This is a genomic window from Streptomyces sp. NPDC059255, from assembly GCF_042752355.1.
In the GTDB taxonomy this organism is placed as follows: domain Bacteria; phylum Actinomycetota; class Actinomycetes; order Streptomycetales; family Streptomycetaceae; genus Streptomyces.
In genome coordinates, this window is the sequence record NZ_JBHYZP010000035.1 from 37,335 (window position 1) to 56,791 (window position 19,457).

Below are 19,457 nucleotides of genomic sequence, written 5' to 3' on the forward strand. Positions count from 1 at the left end.
TACGGGCCTGCGCGGGAGGCCGTCGGCCGGGAGGTCGTTAGTCTGGACGGAGCACTCGATCATTCAGGGAGAACGCGGTGGCGGTACGAGCGGTTCGCGGAGCCGTCCAGTTGGAGCGGGACGAGTCCGGGCACATGGACGAGCAGGTCAAAGCCCTCCTCACCGCGATTCTGGAGCGCAACGGGCTCACCGCCGACGACCTGATCAGCATCTGGTTCACGGCGACGCCCGATCTGCACAGCGACTTCCCGGCCGCCGCCGCGCGCGGCCTCGGCATCGTGGACGTACCGCTGATCTGCGCCCAGGAGCTGGACATCGCCGGCGCCCTGCCGCGCGTCGTCCGCGTGCTCGCCCACATCGAGTCCGACCTGCCCAGGTCCGAGGTCGCGCATGTCTACCTCGGCGCCGCCGCCGCTCTGCGCAAGGACATCGCCCAGTGAGAACCGCCCTCGTCATCGGGACCGGTCTGATCGGCACCTCGGCCGCGCTGGCCCTGGCGGGCCGTGGCGTCACTGTCCACCTCAGCGACCACGACCCCTCCCGGGCCAGGACCGCCGCCGCCCTCGGCGCCGGCACGGACGAGCCGCCCGAGGGCCCCGTGGACCTGGTGATCGTCGCCGTACCGCCCCGGCACGTCGCCGCCACCCTCGCCGGGGCGATGCGCGCCGGCGCGGCCCGCGGCTACCTGGACGTCGCCAGCGTCAAGGACGGGCCCCGGCGCGAACTGGCGGCGCTGGGCATCGACACCGCCGCGTACATCGGGACGCACCCCATGGCGGGCAAGGAGCGCTCGGGCCCGCTCGCCGGGACGGCCGACCTCTTCGAGGGGCGGCCCTGGGTGCTCACCCCGACCCGGGAGACCGACACCGAGGTGCTCAACCTCGCGCTGGAGCTGGTCTCGCTCTGCCGCGCCCTGCCCGTGGTCATGGACGCGGAGGCGCACGACCGGGCGGTGGCGCTGGTCTCGCACACCCCGCACCTCATCTCCTCGATGGTCGCGGCCCGTCTGGAGGCGGCCGACGAGAGTGCCGTACGCCTCTGCGGCCAGGGCATCCGCGACGTCACCAGGATCGCGGCCTCCGACCCCGCGATGTGGGTCGAGATCCTCTCCGCCAACGCGGGCCCGGTCGCGGAGGTGCTGGCCGCCGTCGCCGCCGACCTGGACGAGACCGTGGAGGCGCTGCGCGCGCTCCAGTCCGCCGACGAGGCGAAGCGGAGCGGCGGCGCGGCCGGCATCGAGGACGTCCTGCGGCGCGGCAACGCGGGCCGGGGCCGGGTCCCCGGCAAGCACGGCGCGGCCCCGACGGCGTACGAGGTCGTGGCGGTCCAGGTCAGCGACCGGCCGGGCGAGCTGGCCCGGATCTTCGCCGACGCCGGCCGGGCCGGGGTGAACGTCGAGGACGTACGCATCGAGCACGCGACCGGGCAGCAGGCCGGCCTGGTCCTGGTGATGGTCGAACCGGCGGCGGCGCCCGTGCTCGCCGCGGCCCTGCGCGAACGCGGCTGGTCGATCAGGCAGTGACCGGTGCCGCCGAACGGGTGCGATCGGGGCCCTGAAGACTCGGTAACCTTGTGCGGGGGCGTGTGCGCGTCCCCGCACATCCACCCCGTGATTCAGGAAGGTGTCCACCCCCCGTGGAAGCTACCCCCGCCCGGACCGCCCAGGCCGCTGTGATCGTCGCCATCGACGGGCCCTCGGGCACGGGCAAGTCGAGCACCTCCAAGGCCGTGGCCGCCCAGCTCGGGCTGAGCTACCTGGACACCGGCGCGCAGTACCGCGCGATGACCTGGTGGATGATCAGCAACGGCGTCGACGTCGAGGACGCCGCCGCCGTCGCGACCGCCGCCGCCAAGCCCGTCCTGGTCTCCGGCACCGACCCGGCCGACCCCACGATCACCGTCGACGGCGTGGACGCCGCGGGCCCGATCCGTACCCAGGAGGTCACCGCCCGGGTGAGCGCGGTCAGCGCCGTCCCGGAGGTGCGCACCCTTATCACCGGACTCCAGCGCGAGATCGCCGCCGCCGCGCCGCTCGGCATCGTGGTCGAGGGCCGCGACATCGGCACGACGGTCCTGCCGGACGCCGACGTCAAGATCTTCCTCACCGCGTCCCCGGAGGCCCGCGCGGCCCGCCGCAGCGGCGAGCTGACCGGCAAGGAGGCGACCGACGTCGCCACCACCCGGGACGCGCTGGTCAAGCGGGACGCGGCCGACTCCGGCCGGAAGACGTCCCCCCTCGCCAAGGCCGCCGACGCGGTCGAGGTGGACACCACGGATCTCACACTCCAGCAGGTCATCGAGTGCGTCGTGACCCTGGTGGAGGAGAAGCGGGCCGCGCGGTGAGCCCGGCGGACGCGCCGCCCTCGAAGCGGGGCGCGGCGATCGGCAGAGGTATCGGCATCGGGCTGATGTACGGGCTGTGGAAGCCGCGGGTGCTGGGCGCCTGGCGGGTTCCGGCGAGCGGCCCCGTGATCCTCGCGGTCAACCACGCGCACAACGTCGACGGCCCGATGGTGATCGGCACCGCTCCCAGGCCGTCGCACTTCCTGGTCAAGAAGGAAGCGTTCATCGGCCCGCTCGCCCCCTGCATGCGCTTCCTCGGGCAGATCGAGGTGGACCGCTCGACCGCCGACCGTGCCGCGATCACCGACGCGCTCGGGGTGCTCGCGGAGGGCGGCGTGCTGGGGATCTTCCCCGAGGGCAGCAGGGGCGAGGGGGACTTCGCCTCGCTCCGTGCCGGGCTCGCGTATTTCGCCGTACGGTCGGGAGCACCGATCGTGCCGGTCGCGGTGCTCGGCTCCACGGAGCGCCCCGGCCGTCTGATACGGGGGCTGCCCGCGCTGCGCAGCCGCGTGGACGTCGTCTTCGGCGACGCCTTCGAGGCGGGCGACGGGAGCGGGCGCCGTACGCGCAAGGCGCTGGACGAGGCCACCGTACGGATCCAGGAGCGGCTGACCGTGCACCTGGAGCACGCCCGCCGCTTCACCGGACGCACCGCGCCCGCCGAGGGCGCCGGGTCCACCGGGTCCGCCCGGACCGGGCCGTAGGAAACACAGCACGACTTCAGTAGTGCGCCGCGAGACGCGGCACACCGATCACGATGAACGAGGTACGGACTTCATGAACGACCACATCGACTCCGGCGACGAGCACGGAGAGCTTGGCGACGCCGAGTACACGGACTTCATGGAGCTTGCCGCTCAGGAGGGCTTCGAGGCCGAGGAGGTGGAGGGCGCGCTGGACGAGGCCGGGCACGGCCCGCTGCCCGTCCTCGCCGTCGTCGGCCGCCCGAACGTCGGCAAGTCGACTCTCGTGAACCGGATCATCGGCCGCCGTGAGGCGGTCGTCGAGGACAAGCCGGGCGTCACCCGCGACCGGGTCACCTACGAGGCCGAGTGGGCCGGCCGCCGCTTCAAGATCGTCGACACCGGTGGCTGGGAGCAGGACGTCCTGGGCATCGACGCCTCCGTCGCCGCCCAGGCCGAGTACGCGATCGAGGCGGCCGACGCGGTGGTCTTCGTCGTGGACTCCACGGTCGGCGCCACCGACACCGACGAGGCCGTGGTACGGCTGCTGCGCAAGGCGGGCAAGCCCGTCGTGCTCTGCGCCAACAAGGTCGACGGACAGAGCGGCGAGGCGGACGCCACCGCGCTCTGGTCGCTGGGCCTCGGCGAGCCCCACCCGGTCTCCTCTCTGCACGGCCGCGGCACCGGCGACATGCTCGACGCGGTGCTCGAAGCGCTGCCCGAGGCACCGGCGCAGACCTTCGGCACTGCGATCGGCGGCCCGCGCAGGATCGCCCTCATCGGCCGCCCGAACGTCGGCAAGTCGTCCCTGCTGAACAAGGTCGCGGGCGAGGACCGGGTCGTCGTCAACGAGATCGCGGGCACCACCCGGGACCCGGTCGACGAACTGATCGAGCTGGGCGGCACGGTCTGGAAGTTCATCGACACCGCGGGCATCCGCCGCCGGGTCCACCTCCAGGCGGGCGCGGACTACTACGCGTCGCTGCGCACCGCCGCCGCGGTCGAGAAGGCCGAGGTCGCGGTCATCCTGATCGACACCAGCGAGTCCATCAGCGTCCAGGACCAGCGCATCGTCACGATGGCGGTCGAGGCGGGACGCGCCATCGTCGTCGCGTTCAACAAGTGGGACACCCTCGACGAGGAGCGCCGCTACTACCTGGAGCGGGAGATCGAGACGGAGCTGGCGCAGGTCGCCTGGGCGCCCCGGGTCAATGTCTCCGCCCGCACCGGACGGCACATGGAGAAGCTCGTCCCGGCGATCGAGACGGCGCTGGCGGGGTGGGAGACCCGCGTCCCGACCGGCCGGCTCAACGCCTTCCTCGGCGAGCTGGTCGCCGCGCATCCGCACCCGATCCGGGGCGGCAAGCAGCCCCGCATCCTGTTCGGCACCCAGGCCGGCACGAAGCCGCCCCGCTTCGTGCTCTTCGCCTCGGGCTTCATCGAGGCCGGGTACCGGCGTTTCGTGGAGCGCCGGCTGCGCGAGGAGTTCGGCTTCGAGGGCACCCCGATCCACATCTCCGTACGGGTACGGGAGAAGCGCGGGCGCAAGAAGTAGCCGTCCGCCGGCCGCGTCGGCGGCAGGACGCGGTGGGGCCCGGCACGGACGATCCGTGCCGGGCCCCACCGCGTGACGGCCGTGACGGCGGCCGCTCCGGTGCCCGAAGTGGGCGGACGGGTCAGACCCCGCGGCGCGGGCCCGGCGGCAGCGCCAGCCGGTCGGGCCGTCCCATGTGCTGCTGGCGGGGGTCCCGCTGCCAGGATCCCTGGTACTGCGGCTGCGTGTGGCCGAAGCCGCCGTGGCCGCCGTAGAGGTGGTGGGAGGTGCCCAGCCCGGTGCCGAACGCCGTGAAGCCGAGGTTCTCCTCGTTGGTCCGGTCGCCCGGCAGCGCTCTGAAGGACCTGCGGAACTCGGAGTAGAGCGCGTCGTAGATCGGGGTCGTCGAGAACCCGTCCGCTCCGTCCTGCGCCGGGCGCATCGAAGGGATGTGGCTCTGGTACTGCGGGCGGGAGGGGTCGTATGAGTGCACGTACGTGCCAACGACCCCGTCGTCCGTCGGATGCGGGCTGCCCGGGGAATTCGCCTGCTGCGGGAGGGGAGGCAGCCGGCGGGTGGGGCGCGTGGCCTCGGTCATGTGCCGGCCAGCGGCATCATGGCGGCGACCAGATTGCCGTTGGCCGCGGCCTTCTCCAGGGCGTCGCGCAGCAGGTCCTCACGGGGCTGCTGGCCGATGGAGCCGACCGGCGCGGCGAAGACCAGCACCCGCTGTGACTTGTTGGCCGCCGTCCGCCACCCCTCCGTCACCTGGAGCGGCTGGTGGGCCTGCCACCAGGCGGTCGGGGAGCCGCCGCCGGTGCCGGGCTGGAGCACGGCGTGGAGCTGGCCCATGGCGAGCAGCACCGACCAGCCCGGGTTCTGCGCGGGCACCGACCCCAGCGCGTGCACCGGCTGGAAACCCTGCTCGACCAGGAGCGACAGGAACTCGTCGGTGGTGGAGTCGGAGCCGGGCCGGACGATCGGGGCCGTCGGCTCGACGACGAGGGCGGGGTGCAGATCCTCCTCCAGCAGTACCAGCCCGCTGGTGACACCGAGCACCGCCTGTCCGGGAGCCGCCGCGGGGGCCTGCGGCGGCGGGGGCTGCTCGCCGCCGGTGATCGACCGGACGGCGCCCTGGAGCTGGTCCTCGGCGACCTGGACGACCTGGGAGGGGATGCAGGTGGCGTGGGCGAAGGCGAGAACCGCGGTCTCCTCGCCCACGAACAGGACGGTGCTGGTCCGCTCCTGTTCGGAGTCGCCGGGGGTCCGGCAGGACGTGCAGTCGTAACTGCCCGGGGAGTTCTCGCCGGCGAGCAGCCGGTCGGCTTCCTCGTCGCCGATCTCGGCGCGGACGTCCTCGCTGACATCGAGCATGCGCGGCACGGGTGGCTCCTCGAACTCGGTGCGTGGGCCGGGCTGTTCCCGGCTCGTACAGAGACAACGGGCGACCCGTGGCCCGGGTCACGCGCGGAAGCGCACAGAATCGAACCGTCCGGCGCGCCGCCCGGGCCGGTGGCCGGAACCCGTAGCGCCTGGTCAGCTCGTGGAACAGGTGCTTCCGCCGCTTCGGTGCGCCGCGTCCCAGGCCAGGCGGTGGACAGGTCGACAAATCGCGATATCGGTGAGTTGCACGGGTGGCTGGATCCAGTTGCTTCTTTCGGCGCCCTCCGTGTGCGAAACGCGTCAGTGCGACCGATCATACGAATCTGTCCCCACCCGGTACGTTCCGGGCATTCCGCCGCCCGTTCGGGTGCCCGGGAGGCGCCCGCCGGGGGCACCCGTACGAGAAAGACCGGCGCCGTATGCACCTCGCCTTCCTGCTCCACAACGCGTACGGCGTCGGCGGGACGATCCGGGCCACCTTCCACCTCGCCGGGGCCCTCGCCGTCCACCACGACGTCGAGATCGTCTCGGTCTTCCGCCACCGGGACCGGCCGCACCTCGGCGCGCCCGCCGGAGTGCGGCTGAGTCACCTTGTCGACCTGCGGCACGGCACCCCGGGCGACGAGAGCGGCGACCCCGACCACGCCCGCCCCGCCCGGATCTTCCCGCGCGGCGACGGCCGCCACCGCCAGTACAGCCGCCTCACCGACGCCCGCATCGGCGAGCGGCTCCGCTCCCTGGAGGCCGACGTCGTCATCGGCACCCGCCCGGGGCTCGTCGTCCACCTCGTCCGGCAGGGACCCGGCGGCGGCCAGGTGCGGATCGGGCAGGAACACCTGACCCTGGACGGCCACGGCCACCGGCTGCGCCGCGAGATCGGCCACCGCTACCGGCTCCTCCACGCGGTCACCACCGTCACCGAGGCCGACGCCCGCGCCTACCGGACCCGGCTGCGGCTGCCCGGCGTACGGATCGAGGCCATCCCCAACGGCGTGCCCGCGCCCGCCGTCGCGCCGGCCGACTCCACGGGCCGCTGGGTCGTCGCCGCGGGCCGGCTCACCCGGGTCAAGCGGTACGACCTGCTGGTGCGGGCGTTCGGGCAGGTCGTGGCGGTACGCCCCGACTGGCGGCTGCGGATCTACGGCGCCGGGGAAACCACCGGCGACGAACGGGGAGCCCTCCGCGCGCTCATCGGGGAACTCGGCCTCCACGACCACGTCTTCCTCATGGGCCGCGCCGACCCGCTGGAGGCGGAGTGGGTGAAGGGCTCCGTCGCCGCCGTCACCTCCAGCCGCGAGTCCTTCGGCATGACCATCGTCGAGGCCATGCGCTGCGGGCTCCCCGTCGTCTCCACCGACTGCCCGCACGGCCCCGGCGAGATCATCGCCGACGGCGTCGACGGGGTGCTGGTGCGCAACGGCGACGAGGACGCCGTCGCCGGGGCGCTGCTCAGGCTGATCCAGGACGACGCGCTGCGCCGCCGGATGGGCCGGGCGGCGCTGATCTCCGCCGCCCGCTTCGACCCGGCGCGGATCGCCGAGCGCCACGCGGCGCTCTACGCGGAGTTGGCCCGCGGCTCCCGGCGCCCCTTCCGCGACGCGCTGCACCGGGGCTCCAGCGCGGTCCTGGGCGGCGCGTACGCCGTCCGCGACCGGGCCGCCGACCGGATCAGGGGGCGCGGGAGCCCCGGAGGCAGACACGCGGACGGACACGGCGACGAACACGGCGACGGTTCGCGTGCGGGTTGTGCGGGGAAAGCGTGAATTCGACCGGGACGTCAATTGAGTGGCCGGGGTTCACGCCGTAACCGTAAAGGAGAATTAAAGGAGCGGGAATTTATGTGATCTTCGGGGTCGTGAAATTATCGATGAGTCCGGTGTGAGTGCTCCGTAAGAGTGAAGCCGGTCGTGCTCGGGGAGTGTCGGGAACCTGTGACACAAGTGTGACCGCCGGGGGACGCGGGTGTTCCTCTCCCGGTATCGGATGGGCTTCCGATCGCCTCCGAATCGCTTCCTTCCGCGCTCCCCGGCGCCTACGGTGAGTGGCATGGCACCCCTACCGACTCCACCCCGACAGCCCGACGACGCGCCCGAGTCCTATGTCGGACTCGACGCCGAGAGCGCCGAGCGGCAGGCTCGCGGTCGCGGCTGGACCCATGTCAGAGCGCTGCCCCCGGGCTCGATCATCACGATGGAGTTCGTGATGGGCCGGCTCAACTTCGAGGTCGACGGAGGCCGGGTGATCCGCTGCTGGGTCGGCTGAGCGACACGCCGCACCCGTCGGCACGGAGCGCGCACCCGTCGGCACGGATGTTCCCGTCGCACGGACGTACCGCCCCCGCCGAGGTCTCAGCCGCCCGTCACGGGGCGGGAGCGCGGCGGCCGGCGGCTGCCGCCCGCCGGGGTCACCGGGGTCCGCTCCGAGCGCACCGCGTGCTGCCGGGGCTGGGTGGTGAGCTGCGCGGCGCTCCTGGCGCCCGCGGGCCGTACGCCGTGCGTGGGGCCGGCGGCCTCGCAGGGCGTTCCCTCCACGGTCTGCTGGGCGCCCTGGGGCACCGTCTCGGGCCGCCTGGGCGCCGGCTCCGTCCCCTGCTCCGTCGCCGGGGCGGTGGGGGCCGCGCCGCGCCGCGCGCGCCACCGCTCCCGGACCGCGAAGACCGCCTGCTCGGCGCGGCCGATCAGCGGCTCCATCCAGGGCAGCCCCAGCAGGATCAGCAGCCCGGCGGCCCAGCCGAGCAGCACGTCGCTCAGCCAGTGCGTACCGAGGTAGACGGTGGTCGCGCCGACCCCGAGCGCCACCAGGGACGACATGACCGAGAGATAGCGCCTGGCCCGTGGCGTGGTGGCCAGATAGGAGAGGATTCCCCAGGTCACCACGGCGTTGGCGGTGTGGCCCGAAGGAAATATATCGCCGCCCGCGAAGAGCTCGGCCGAGCCGATCTGCGTCGCGTAGTGGGGGCCGAGCCGCCCGAGACCGAGCTTGACCGCGCCGACGGTCACGTTGAGCAGCAGCAGCGCGGCGCCGAGGGTCAGCAGCGGCCGCAGCGTGTGCTGGCGCCACGAGCGCCAGCCCAGCCAGGCCGCGATCATCACGGCGGTCGGACCGCGCTGGCCGAGCACCACGAAGTAGTCCAGGTAGGGATGCAGGACCGGCCACTGCTGATAGGGCCGGAAGAGCATGACCTTCCAGTCGGTGATCACCAGCGAGGACGAGACGAGCACGGCGACGACGATGGCGAGATAGAACGCCAAGGTCCCGCCGAAGAGAGCCTTACGGGTACGACTCATCCGCGGGATCTCTATCTTCGGCGGTTCCGGCTCCCGGTCCAGGCGGGCAAAGATGTCGGTACGCACGTAAAGGACGTTACAGCGAGTGAGGGAGCGAGCCGGTCGATCCGGTCTCTTTGTGATGACGATGTGATGTGGACTATGTCTCGGATCACATTTCCGTCCGGGCCGTTCCGGAAATCTCCAGGGCCCTTCGGCCCTATTCATCAGGGCCCCCTTCCGGGGAGTGTCTTTCTGCGGAACCGAATTAGTTCACCGAGGCGTCGCGCGGAATTTCCCTCACGCTCGTGTCGCGCCCGGGGCCCGGTCCTGGCGCGGACGGCGTGGCGTACGCCACACTCCCTGGTCAGAACGGTGAGAGATGCACCACGCGATCCGCGGGAACACTCGCGTACGCTGTCGGCTCACTCGCCCGCCGATGCCGGGCCGCCCCGTGGGACCCGTGTCCCCGCCGGCCCGCCGAGCGCGAGGGACGCATTGGGAGGTACGCAGATGTCCGGGACCACCACGGCCGGAGCACGGCCGCGCCCGGCCGCCGGAGGTGCGAACCGCTGGATCGTCCTGCTGGTCCTGTGCGTCAGCCTGCTGCTCGTCGCGCTGGACGCGACCGTGCTGCACGTCGCCGTACCGGCCGTCACCGCGGATCTCCGCCCCAGCGGGGTCGAGCTGCTGTGGATCGTCGACTCCTACCCGCTCGTCTGCGCGGCGCTGCTGATCCTCTTCGGCACCCTCGGCGACCGGGTCGGGCGGCGCCGGATCCTGCTGACCGGATACGCGCTCTTCGGGGCCGCCTCGGGCCTTGCCGCCTTCGCGGACAGCTCCCTCGTGCTGATCGGGGCGCGCGCCCTGCTCGGGGTCGGCGGCGCGATGATCATGCCCGCGACCCTCTCCATCCTGCGCGCCGTCTTTCCCGACCGGCGCGAACGGGCCATGGCCATCGGCGTCTGGACGGCGGTCGCCGCGGTGGGGGCCGCGGTCGGCCCGGTGCTGGGCGGCTTCCTCGTCGAGCACTTCTGGTGGGGCTCCGTCTTCCTCGTCAACATCCCGCTGCTGGCGCTCCTGCTGCCGCTCGGCCGTTTCCTGCTGCCCGAGTCGAAGGGTGCCACCGACGGCCCCTGGGACGTCCTCGGCGCGCTGACGGCCGCGGCCGGGGTGCTCGGGGTGGTCTTCGGGGTGAAGCGGCTCGGCGCGGGGGAGGGGCCGCTCGGCCCGATGACGCTCGCCCCGCTCTGTCTCGGGGTGGCGCTCCTCGTCCTCTTCGTACGGCGGCAGCGGCGCCGGTCGCATCCGCTGATCGACGTCCGGATGTTCGCCAGGCCGACGTTCTCCACCTCCGTGGGGTGCATCGTCCTCGCCATGCTCGCCCTGGTCGGCCTCGAACTGATCGCCGTCCAGTACCTCCAGCTCGTGCTGGGGCTCAGCCCGCTGGAGACCGGGCTGCGGCTGCTGCCGCTCACCTTCGCCGCCATGGCCGCCGGGGTCACCGGTTCCGTCACGCTGCGGCGGATGGGGCCGCGCCGGATGGTGGCCTGGGGCTTCGTCCTCACCGCGGCCGCCGTCCTGCTGCTGGTCATGATGGGCCAGCACGACCGGCCCGCGCTGCTGACCACCGGGTTCGTGCTGCTCGGCTTCGGGCTCCAGACCACGCTGTTCGGGGCGTACGAATCGATGCTCAGCGAGGCCCCGCCCGAACAGGCGGGCGGCGCCGCGGCGATCGGCGAGACCTCCTACCAGCTGGGCGCGGGCATGGGCATCGCCCTGCTCGGCAGCGTGATGAACGCGGTGTACGCGCCCGCCATGGCCTCCCTGAAGGGCGTCCCGCCGGGGACGAGCTCGGCCGCGGCGGACTCCCTCGGCGAGGCGTACCAGGTCGCCGGCCGGCTCGGCGGGCCCGCGGGGCAGGCGCTGCGGGCGGCCGCGCGGGACGCGTACGTCCACGGCCTCCATGTGACGCTCCTGGTCAGCGCGGGGCTGCTGCTGCTCGGCGCGGTGGCCGCGCTCCGGCTGCCCCGGGCCATGGAGTGCGCGGCGTCCGCCGACGATGCCGGGACGGCCGCCGCCGACGAGGCGGGTGGCGCGCCCGCGGCGCACGAACCGCGGCCCCCCACGCGTGGCGCCGAGGAGCGCCGGCCCGCCGATCACCGGCCGCCCCGCATGCGTACAGCGCCGGAGCAGGGCGTCTCCGTCGAGGCGGCCGTACCCCTGGGCCGCGGACCCGCCGCGCGGGCCGGGTCTGGACGGGCGTCGCGCTGAGCCGTAACGTCGGCGCGGATCTTCGGCCGGTGCGGGCGGTCGCGGGGTGAGCCGGTCGCGGTGACCGGCCTCACCCCGGCCGGCCGTACCGGCCCGTACCGGCCCCAGTCCGTTCTGCGCGAGCCGCCGGAGGCGCCCCATGTCCGTACCCCCAGCCGACGAGCCGCCGCCCTTCGACCCGGGCGACCCCCTCGGCCTCGACGATCTGCTCGACGCGGAGGAGCGGGCGATCCGGGACACCGTGCGCGCCTGGGCAGCCGACCGGGTGCTGCCGGAGATCGCCGGGTGGTACGAACGCGGCGAACTGCCCGGCATCCGGGAACTGGCCAGGGAACTCGGCTCCCTCGGCGCGCTCGGCATGTCCCTGACGGGGTACGGCTGCGCGGGGGCGAGCGCGGTCCAGTACGGACTGGCCTGTCTGGAGCTGGAGGCCGCCGACTCCGGCATCCGCTCCCTCGTCTCGGTACAGGGTTCGCTCGCCATGTACGCGATCCACCGGTACGGCTCCGAGGAGCAGAAGGAGCGCTGGCTGCCCGGGATGGCGGCGGGCACCACCATCGGCTGCTTCGGCCTCACCGAGCCCGACCATGGCTCCGACCCGGCGGGCATGCGGACGTACGCCCGGCGGGACGGCACCGACTGGGTGCTCACCGGACGGAAGATGTGGATCACCAACGGCTCGGTGGCGGGTGTCGCCGTCGTCTGGGCGCGGACCGAGGGCGACGGCGGACCCGGGAGCGGGGCCGTGCGGGGGTTCCTCGTACCGGCCGGCACCCCCGGGTTCTCCGCCCCCGAGATCCGTCACAAGTGGTCGCTGCGGGCCTCGGTCACCAGCGAGCTGGTCCTGGACGAGGTGCGGCTGCCCGCCGACGCCGTGCTCCCCGGGGCCACCGGACTGCGCGGACCGCTGAGCTGTCTGAGCCACGCGCGCTACGGCATCGTCTGGGGCTCGATGGGCGCCGCGCGCGCCAGCTTCGAGGCGGCGCTCGGCTACGCGCGGACGCGGGAGCAGTTCGGCCGGCCGATCGGCGGCTTCCAGCTCACCCAGGCCAAACTCGCCGACATGGCGCTCGAACTGCACAAGGGGATCCTGCTCGCCCACCATCTGGGGCGGCGGATGGACGCGGGCCGGCTCCGTGCCGAACAGATCAGCTTCGGCAAGCTCAACAATGTGCGGGAGGCGATCGGGATCTGCCGGACCGCGCGGACGATTCTCGGCGCCAACGGGATCTCGCTCGAATACCCCGTGATGCGCCATGCGACGAACCTCGAATCGGTGCTCACGTACGAGGGCACCGTCGAGATGCATCAGCTCGTGCTGGGCAAGGCGCTCACCGGCCTCGACGCGTTCCGGTGAGCCGCCCTGCTCAGCTCTGGTTGAAGAAGCCGTCCTGCGGACGGCCCACGGCGTCCCCGGTGACGATCTCGGTGTCGGCCGGGCTGAGCAGGAAGACCCGGGTGGCGACCCGGTCGATCGAACCGCGCAGTCCGAAGATCAGTCCGGCGGCGAAGTCCACGACGCGCTTGGCGTCGGCGGGGTCCATGGACGTGAGGTTCATGATGACCGGGGTACCGGCCCGGAAGAGCTCGCCGATGGCCCGGGCGTCCCGGAAGGACTCCGGCGAGACGGTGGCGATTCTGCGGTCCTGCTCCTGGGCGGGGGCCTCGGGGGCGACGCGCATGCGCGGTTCGCTCCGCCAGGTCTCGCCGCTCTCCGCACCATCGGCGTACTCGTCGTCGTAGTAACGCTCGTCGTTGTCCTCGACGAGGCCCAGCCAGGCACTCGCCTTACGCACCGATCCCATGGACGCCTCCTTTCACCGCGGTCACTTGAAGTTCCCTATCCCTATCGTCGTCCATCATGCGGATCGTGCGCCAAGGGGATAGTCGGCGCGCAGGCGATTCGTGACGGTACTGGTGCAGAAGATGTGGTGGTTCGTCAAGATTCCTCCAGGATACGGGCCCTGAGATGGTGCAAAATAATACGTTCCGGCCAGATGGGTGATGCTGGGTTCGTCCGGGTGAACGAATCACTCGATACGATGCGTCGCGCACAGCGGTACGACTCTCGGGGGAACGTCGTGTTCGGAATCGTCAGGCCATGCGCGCACCGGCTCGGCAGCCGTCTCAAGGCGGAGTGGACGGCCCATCTCTGCGGGCTCTGCCTGGCACTTCGCGCCGATCACGGGCAGCTCTCCCGGATCGTCACCAACTACGACGGCCTGATCGTCTCGGTCCTGACGGAGGCTCAGGGCCCCCGGACGCCCGCGCAGCGCCGCACGGCCGGGCCCTGCCCGCTGCGCGGCATGCGGACCGCGCCGGTCGCGCGCGGCGAGGGGGCGCGGCTCGCCGCCGCGGTCTCGCTCGTCCTGGCCTCGGCGAAGGTACGGGACCACGTCGCCGACGGGGACGGGCTGTTGCGGCGCCGTCCGCTCGCCGCCGCCGCGCGCCGGGTCGCCGGCGGCTGGGACCGGGCGGGCGCGCGGGCCGGCGCGGAACTGGGCTTCGACACCGCCGTCCTGGTCGACGCCGTCGACCGCCAGCCCGGTATCGAGGCGCTGGCCGGGCCCGGTACCCCGCTGCTCACCGTCACGGAGCCGACCGAGACCGCGACCGCCGCGGCCTTCGCGTACACCGCCGTCCTGGCCGGGCGGCCGGGCAACGAGGCGCCGCTGGCCGAGGCGGGGCGGCTCTTCGGGCGGCTCGCACATCTGCTGGACGCCGTGGAGGACCAGGAGACTGACGCGGCGTCAGGTTCCTGGAACCCGCTCACCGCGACGGGCGCCTCGCGGGCGGAGGCGCGCCGGCTCGCCGACGACGCGGTGCACGGCATCCGGCTCGCCCTGCGCGACGCCGAGTTCAGCGACGGCCGCCTGGCGCACGTGCTGCTCGCGCACGAGTTGCGCGCCTCGGTCGACCGCGCTTTCGGCCCGGCTCGGTGCGCGCACCCCGAAGACGGCGCGCCCGGCGCCCCGTCCGGCACTCCGTCCGGCACCCTGTCCGGCGACCCGTCCGGGGCCCCGGGCACGCTGCCGCCCGGCTTCCCCGAGGGCCCGCGGAAGCCACCGGAGAAGCGCGGGTTCGTGGCCGGCTGCGCGGTCTTCACCGGGCTCTTGTGCACGTGCCGGATGTGCTGTGCGAAGGAGTACGAGGGCCCCTGGTCGCGGCAGAAGCACGAAGGCGTCTGCCGCGACGGCGACTGGTGCGAGGGCTGCTGTGATTGCTGTGAGGGTTGCGGCAATTGCTGTGACTGCTGCGAGACCTGCGGCAACTGCTGCAGTTGCTGCGACTGCGGGGGTGTCTGACCGGGGGCTGTCCGACGGTACGCACCCGAAGGCGCGCGTCGGACGGTGGTGCGAGGGGAGGGGAGGAGCGTGGAGCGCTGCGTGTGAAGGCACGCGGGAACGGCGCGGCGAGCACCGGGAAGAGCACGGGATGGCGCAGGGCGTCAGCTCAACAGGAAGAGGACCACACGCGACCGAAGTCGATGTGGGAGCGCTTGACCAGCCACTGCTGCGCATACATGAGCCAAGTGGAACAGGCATCCGTTTCCGCGTCAACCGGCCCTCGCGTCGGCGTGAGACGCGCGGCTCACAGTGTGGACAGGCTTGACAACAGGCCGTACGCGCCGCTTAGCCTCGGTCCCGCAGGCGGACCCCGCTGAGGGGCTCGGTCCGCCCGCGTTCCGTGTGAAGGCACCTCCCGTGTTCGATCTCAGCATCCACGGAGCCTTCCATGTCCGCGTCACCGGATCCGGACCCCGCCCGCACGCCTCCCGCCACCCCGTCCGTCGTGATCGTCGGCGCGGGCCCGCGCGGCACGGGCTTCCTCGAACGGATCGCCGCCAACGCGCCCTCCCTGTACGGCGGTCTGCCGCTGGACATCCATCTCGTCGACCCGTTCCCGCCCGGCGCCGGCCGGATCTGGCGCCGCGACCAGTCCCCGCTGCTCTGGATGAACTCCATGGCCGAGGACGTGACGATGTTCACCGACGACTCGGTCGTGCTGGAGGGACCCGTACGCCCCGGACCCGCGCTCGACGCCTGGGCCCGGGACGTCGCGGCGGGCCGCGCCCGCCCGGCCGCCGCGCCCGCCGCCGGGTCCGGGGCCGGTGTCGACGGCGGGGCCGCGGCCGACCGGGCCGGGCTGCTCGCCGAGATCGCCGCCCTCACCGGGCAGAGCTTCCCCAGCCGCCGGGTCCAGAGCGCCTATCTGAGCTGGGTGTACGAGCGGACCGTGGCCGCCCTGCCGCCCGGCGTCCGGGTTCATCTCCACCCCACCCACGCGCTCCGCGTCCACGGCCCGCGCGAGGGACGCCAGCGCGTGGTGCTCGCCGGCCGGGCCGAACCGCTGGAGGCCGATCTCGTCGTACTGACCCTCGGTCACCTCGACGCCGAACCCGACCCGGAGCAGGTGGAGCTGGCCGGATTCGCGCGCCGCCACGGGCTGCTCCACCTGCCGCCCGACTTCACCGCCGACACCGACCTGTCCGCCCTGCCCGCCGGCGAATCCGTCCTCGTGCGCGGGTTCGGGCTCGCCTTCGTCGACCTGATGGTGCTGCTCACCGAAGGGCGCGGCGGCCACTACACCGGGGGCGAGGGCCCCGGCGACGAGCTGGTCTACCACCCCTCGGGGCGCGAGCCCGTCCTCCACGTCGGCTCGCGGCGCGGCGTCCCGTACCACTCCAAGATCGGTTACGGGCTGACCGGCGAACGCCCCCCGCTGCCGCGCTTCCTCGGCCCCGCGCAGGTCGACGCGCTGCTGAGCGGGGCCGAGCGGCCCGACTACGACCGCGACATCCGGCCGCTGGTCGAGAAGGAGCTCGGCTTCGCCCACTACCACCGGCTCTTCGCCGCCCACCCCGAACGCACCCGCGTCGACTGGGCCGACTTCGAGGAGAAGTACGCGGCGGCCGGCCCCGGGAGCCCCGAACTGGAGGCCCTGACCGGCTCGGCCGTCCCCGACCCCGCCGACCGGCTCGACCTCGCCGCGCTCGACCGGCCGCTCGACGGGGTGCGCTTCGCCTCGTACGACGCGCTCCAGGACGGTCTGCGCTCCTACATAGCCCGCGACCTGGCCCGGCGCCACGACCCGGCCCACAGCGCGGACCTCGGGGTCTTCCTCGGGCTGCTCTCCGTCTACGGCCAGCTCGTCCGCCTCGGGGACCTCGGCGACCCGGGCGGGCGGTGGCACGGCTTCTTCAGCTACCTCGCCTCGGGCCCGCCGGGCCCCCGGCTGCGGCAGCTCCTCGCTCTCTCCCGGGCCGGTATCGTCCGCTTCCTCGGCGCGGACACCACCGTCGAGGCCGACGAGCGCGGCGGCGTCTTCCGGGCCCGCGGCGCCTCCGTACCCGGGGCGTACGTCGAGGCCCGCGCCCTGGTCGAGGCCCGGCTCCCCGACCCCTCGCCGGAACGCACCCTCAGCCCGCTGCTGCGCGCCCTGTACGACGAGGGGGCGGCCACGGTCTCCGCCGCCGGGCTGGTCAGGGTCGACCCCGGGGACGGCCGCCTCGTGGAGCGCGACGGCCGCCCGCACCCGCGCCGCTTCTCCCTCGGCCCGTACACCACCGCGCGGTCGAGCGGGGCGTTCACCCGGCCGCGTACCGGCGGACCCGCGTTCCGCCAGAACGACGCCGCCGCGCGGAGCGCCCTCACCCTGCTCGCCGAGGCGGCCGCCCGTACGGTCCGGGCACCGGCCCCGTCCGAAGCCGGAAGGTAGGGCTGCCCGTGTCCGCCACCCGTACCCTCCACCTCGCCGCCGAGATCGGCGGCCCGCCCCGGTACGACGCCGCCTCCTACGTGGCGCTCGCCCGGCTCGCCGAGCACGGCGCCCTCGACTTCGTGACGCTCAGGGACTCCTTCGAACGCCCGGGACCCGACGCGCTCGCGGTGCTCGCCCGGGTCGCCCCCGCCACCGAACGCGTCGGTCTCGTACCGACCGTCACCACCACCCACACCGAGCCGTTCCACCTCTCCACGGCGATCGCCACCCTGGACTGGGTGAGCCACGGCCGGGCGGGTTGGCTTGTCGACGTGTCGACCACCACCGCGCAGGCCCGGCTCTTCGGCCGGCGCCCCGCCGCGTCCGCGTCCGCGCTCTGGCGGGAGGCGGGCGAGGTCGCCGACGTGGCCGCCCGGCTCTGGGACAGCCGGGAGGCCGACGCCGGGATCCGCGACACGTCGACAGGCCGCTTCGTCGACCGGGAGACGCTGCACCAGGTCGACTTCCGGGGCGCCACCTTCGCCGTACGCGGCCCGTCCACCGCGCCCCGGCCACCGCAGGGACACCCCGTCACCGTGGTCGACATCGTCACCGGACGCACCCCCGAACTCACCGAGACCGCCGCCCGGTACGCCGATGTCGTCCTGATCAGGGCGGGCCAAGCCGAGGAGGCCGCGGCCCTCCGCGGGCGGCTGCGCGCCCGCGCCGCCGAGACCGGCCGCGACCCCGGCACCCTGCGGGTGCTGGCCGCGCTCACCCTCGACTGTCACGACGGCGAACGCCCGCGGGAGCCGGGCTGTGTGTACGGGACGCACACCGCGGCCGGCGCGGCGGGCGCGCACTACCGGGGCGGCCCGGTCGACCTCGCCGACCTCATCACGCGCTGGCACGGCGACGAGGCCGTCGACGGCTTCCACCTCACCCCCGTCGAGCCGCACCGGGACCTCGAACGCCTGGTCAACGGCACGGTCGCGGTCCTCCAGCACCGCGGCCTCTTCCGCACCTTCCACCCGGGCGGCACGCTCCGCGAACACCTGGGCCTGGCCCGCCCCGCCAACCGGTACACGACCGCGGGGGGAGCGTCATGACCACGGAACCGACGAGTGGCGCCACCGAGTCGACCGGGGCCACGGAGTCGACCGGGGCCACCGCGGCGACCGGGGCCGCCGGGCGCGCCGGGGCCGCATGTCCGCGCGCACGTAAGCAGATCCATCTTGCCGCGCGCTTCCCCGGGGGTGACCGCACCACCGTCCGGACCGATCCCCGCTCCCGCTCCCGGACCGACTTCGCCTCCTTCGAGGCGCCGGCGAGGGCGGCGGAACGCGGCACGTTCGACTTCTTCCTCCTCGCGGAGGGGCCCCGGCCGCACGAGCACGTCGGCCGCCCCGAACCGCTCACCGTGCTCAGCGCCCTGGCCGCCGTCACCGACCGGCTCGGCCTCGCCGCCACCGCCGACACCACCTTCAACGAGCCGTTCGAACTGGCCCGCAGGTTCGCCACCCTCGACCACCTCAGCGCGGGCCGCGCCGCCTGGCACGTGGTCACCTCCTCCGACGCCCGCGCCGGGGAGAACTTCCGGCGCGGCGGCTGTCCCGACCGGGCCGGCCGGCGCACCCGGGCCGCCGGGTTCGTCCGTACCGCCCGCGAACTGTGGGACTCCTGGACCGCGCCGGCGCCCGGCTCCCCGGACGGCGCGCCCCGGCCCTTCGCGCACTCCGGGCCGCAGTTCGACATCGCGGGGGAGTTCACCGTCCCGCGCTGCCCGCAGGGCCACCCCGTGATCATCCAGGCCGGGGACTCCGACGAGGCCCGCGAGTCCGCCGCCCGCGCCGCCGACGTGATCCTCACCCGGGGCGGCACCCTGGAGGCGGCCCGCGCCTTCTACGCCGACACCAAGGCGCGGCTGGCCGCGTACGGCCGGAAACCGGACGACCTCAAGATCATGCCGCGGGTCACCGTCGTCCTCGGCGACAGCGACGCCGAGGCGCGGGAGCACGCCGCGTACGACCCGGACGGGCCGCGGTCCTTCATCGGCGCCCCGGAGACCGTCGCGGCGGAGATGGACGCCTTCGTCTCCGGCGACGCGGCCGACGGGTTCCTCCTCCTGCCGCCTCCCGCCCCGGACGGGCTCGACGACTTCGTCGACCGGGTCGTCCCGCTGCTCCGGGAGCGCGGCGTCTTCCGTACGGAATACGAGGGCACCACCCTGCGCTCCCACCTCGGGCTTCCCGATCCGGTGAACCCGGTATGAAA

17 protein-coding genes are annotated in these 19,457 nt (G+C 73.7%); 13 read left to right on the forward strand and 4 right to left on the reverse strand.

Going from position 1 to position 19,457, the window contains the following annotated elements:
* The first annotated feature begins 77 nt into the window (after positions 1 to 77).
* From aroH to der, 5 genes are all read left to right on the forward strand, one after another.
* Positions 78 to 440 carry a chorismate mutase gene (gene aroH / locus ACFXKG_RS31760; protein ID WP_365810432.1) on the forward strand — a complete coding sequence of 121 codons (363 nt, stop codon included), beginning with the start codon at positions 78 to 80 and terminating at the stop codon, positions 438 to 440.
* A complete protein-coding gene (locus ACFXKG_RS31765) occupies positions 437 to 1,522 on the forward strand; it encodes a prephenate dehydrogenase (RefSeq protein ID WP_384846384.1) in 1,086 nt (361 codons plus the stop codon). Before aroH ends, ACFXKG_RS31765 begins: the two co-directional genes overlap by 4 nt.
* A gap of 113 nt (positions 1,523 to 1,635) precedes the next feature.
* On the forward strand, positions 1,636 to 2,343 hold the full coding sequence (gene cmk, locus ACFXKG_RS31770; protein ID WP_384846386.1) for a (d)CMP kinase: 708 nt from the start codon (positions 1,636 to 1,638) through the stop codon (positions 2,341 to 2,343).
* Positions 2,301 to 3,047, forward strand: a complete 747-nt coding sequence (locus tag ACFXKG_RS31775; protein ID WP_384846388.1) for a lysophospholipid acyltransferase family protein — start codon at positions 2,301 to 2,303, stop codon at positions 3,045 to 3,047. Before cmk ends, ACFXKG_RS31775 begins: the two co-directional genes overlap by 43 nt.
* Positions 3,048 to 3,120: 73 nt before the next feature.
* On the forward strand, positions 3,121 to 4,581 hold the full coding sequence (gene der, locus ACFXKG_RS31780; protein ID WP_384846390.1) for a ribosome biogenesis GTPase Der: 1,461 nt from the start codon (positions 3,121 to 3,123) through the stop codon (positions 4,579 to 4,581).
* Between the two features lie 121 nt (positions 4,582 to 4,702).
* Here der and ACFXKG_RS31785 read toward each other — a convergent pair whose 3' ends face one another.
* Positions 4,703 to 5,158: a hypothetical protein gene (locus ACFXKG_RS31785; RefSeq protein ID WP_384846392.1), complete on the reverse strand. Its 456-nt coding sequence runs from the start codon at positions 5,156 to 5,158 to the stop codon at positions 4,703 to 4,705.
* On the reverse strand, positions 5,155 to 5,943 hold the full coding sequence (locus ACFXKG_RS31790) for a hypothetical protein (protein WP_384846394.1): 789 nt from the start codon (positions 5,941 to 5,943) through the stop codon (positions 5,155 to 5,157). Before ACFXKG_RS31790 ends, ACFXKG_RS31785 begins: the two co-directional genes overlap by 4 nt.
* A gap of 419 nt (positions 5,944 to 6,362) precedes the next feature.
* On the opposite strand from ACFXKG_RS31790, the gene ACFXKG_RS31795 reads away from it, so the two are divergent.
* Both ACFXKG_RS31795 and ACFXKG_RS31800 read left to right on the forward strand, forming a co-directional pair.
* Complete coding sequence (locus tag ACFXKG_RS31795; protein ID WP_384846396.1) at positions 6,363 to 7,706, forward strand: glycosyltransferase family 4 protein; 1,344 nt, start codon at positions 6,363 to 6,365, stop codon at positions 7,704 to 7,706.
* Between the two features lie 283 nt (positions 7,707 to 7,989).
* On the forward strand, positions 7,990 to 8,205 hold the full coding sequence (locus ACFXKG_RS31800; protein WP_365810414.1) for an I78 family peptidase inhibitor: 216 nt from the start codon (positions 7,990 to 7,992) through the stop codon (positions 8,203 to 8,205).
* An 86-nt stretch (positions 8,206 to 8,291) separates the two neighbouring features.
* On the opposite strand, the gene ACFXKG_RS31805 is transcribed toward ACFXKG_RS31800, so the two are convergent.
* The gene (locus ACFXKG_RS31805) at positions 8,292 to 9,296 is read right to left on the reverse strand and encodes a phosphatase PAP2 family protein (protein ID WP_384846398.1); all 1,005 of its coding nucleotides are present in this window, start codon (positions 9,294 to 9,296) and stop codon (positions 8,292 to 8,294) included.
* Between the two features lie 426 nt (positions 9,297 to 9,722).
* On the opposite strand from ACFXKG_RS31805, the gene ACFXKG_RS31810 reads away from it, so the two are divergent.
* Both ACFXKG_RS31810 and ACFXKG_RS31815 read left to right on the forward strand, forming a co-directional pair.
* A complete protein-coding gene (locus tag ACFXKG_RS31810) occupies positions 9,723 to 11,483 on the forward strand; it encodes an MFS transporter (protein ID WP_384846400.1) in 1,761 nt (586 codons plus the stop codon).
* Between the two features lie 139 nt (positions 11,484 to 11,622).
* A complete protein-coding gene (locus ACFXKG_RS31815; protein WP_384846402.1) occupies positions 11,623 to 12,840 on the forward strand; it encodes an acyl-CoA dehydrogenase family protein in 1,218 nt (405 codons plus the stop codon).
* 10 nt (positions 12,841 to 12,850) lie between these two features.
* On the opposite strand, the gene ACFXKG_RS31820 is transcribed toward ACFXKG_RS31815, so the two are convergent.
* Positions 12,851 to 13,288: a cell division protein SepF gene (locus tag ACFXKG_RS31820; RefSeq protein ID WP_384846404.1), complete on the reverse strand. Its 438-nt coding sequence runs from the start codon at positions 13,286 to 13,288 to the stop codon at positions 12,851 to 12,853.
* Between the two features lie 276 nt (positions 13,289 to 13,564).
* Between ACFXKG_RS31820 and ACFXKG_RS31825 the strand changes: the two genes are divergently transcribed.
* The 4 genes from ACFXKG_RS31825 to ACFXKG_RS31840 all read left to right on the forward strand — a co-directional run bounded on the left by ACFXKG_RS31825 (position 13,565) and on the right by ACFXKG_RS31840 (position 19,455).
* Positions 13,565 to 14,788, forward strand: a complete 1,224-nt coding sequence (locus tag ACFXKG_RS31825) for a DUF5685 family protein (RefSeq protein ID WP_384846406.1) — start codon at positions 13,565 to 13,567, stop codon at positions 14,786 to 14,788.
* Between the two features lie 430 nt (positions 14,789 to 15,218).
* The gene (locus ACFXKG_RS31830; protein ID WP_384846408.1) at positions 15,219 to 17,201 is read left to right on the forward strand and encodes an FAD/NAD(P)-binding protein; all 1,983 of its coding nucleotides are present in this window, start codon (positions 15,219 to 15,221) and stop codon (positions 17,199 to 17,201) included.
* An 8-nt stretch (positions 17,202 to 17,209) separates the two neighbouring features.
* Entirely contained in the window at positions 17,210 to 18,292 is a 1,083-nt protein-coding gene (locus ACFXKG_RS31835; protein ID WP_384846410.1) for an LLM class flavin-dependent oxidoreductase, read from the forward strand.
* Between the two features lie 119 nt (positions 18,293 to 18,411).
* The gene (locus tag ACFXKG_RS31840) at positions 18,412 to 19,455 is read left to right on the forward strand and encodes an LLM class flavin-dependent oxidoreductase (RefSeq protein ID WP_384846492.1); all 1,044 of its coding nucleotides are present in this window, start codon (positions 18,412 to 18,414) and stop codon (positions 19,453 to 19,455) included.
* Positions 19,456 to 19,457: the final 2 nt, after the last annotated feature.

Bases quoted from the DNA above. Each gene is read 5' to 3' on its own strand.
- der (WP_384846390.1), top strand. From the start codon at position 3,121: ATGAACGACCACATCGACTCCGGCGACGAGCACGGAGAGCTTGGCGAC.
- ACFXKG_RS31785 (WP_384846392.1), bottom strand. From the start codon at position 5,158: ATGACCGAGGCCACGCGCCCCACCCGCCGGCTGCCTCCCCTCCCGCAG.
- ACFXKG_RS31815 (WP_384846402.1), top strand. From the start codon at position 11,623: ATGTCCGTACCCCCAGCCGACGAGCCGCCGCCCTTCGACCCGGGCGAC.
- ACFXKG_RS31810 (WP_384846400.1), top strand. From the start codon at position 9,723: ATGTCCGGGACCACCACGGCCGGAGCACGGCCGCGCCCGGCCGCCGGA.
- ACFXKG_RS31800 (WP_365810414.1), top strand. From the start codon at position 7,990: ATGGCACCCCTACCGACTCCACCCCGACAGCCCGACGACGCGCCCGAG.
- ACFXKG_RS31820 (WP_384846404.1), bottom strand. From the start codon at position 13,288: ATGGGATCGGTGCGTAAGGCGAGTGCCTGGCTGGGCCTCGTCGAGGAC.
- ACFXKG_RS31830 (WP_384846408.1), top strand. From the start codon at position 15,219: ATGTCCGCGTCACCGGATCCGGACCCCGCCCGCACGCCTCCCGCCACC.
- ACFXKG_RS31795 (WP_384846396.1), top strand. From the start codon at position 6,363: ATGCACCTCGCCTTCCTGCTCCACAACGCGTACGGCGTCGGCGGGACG.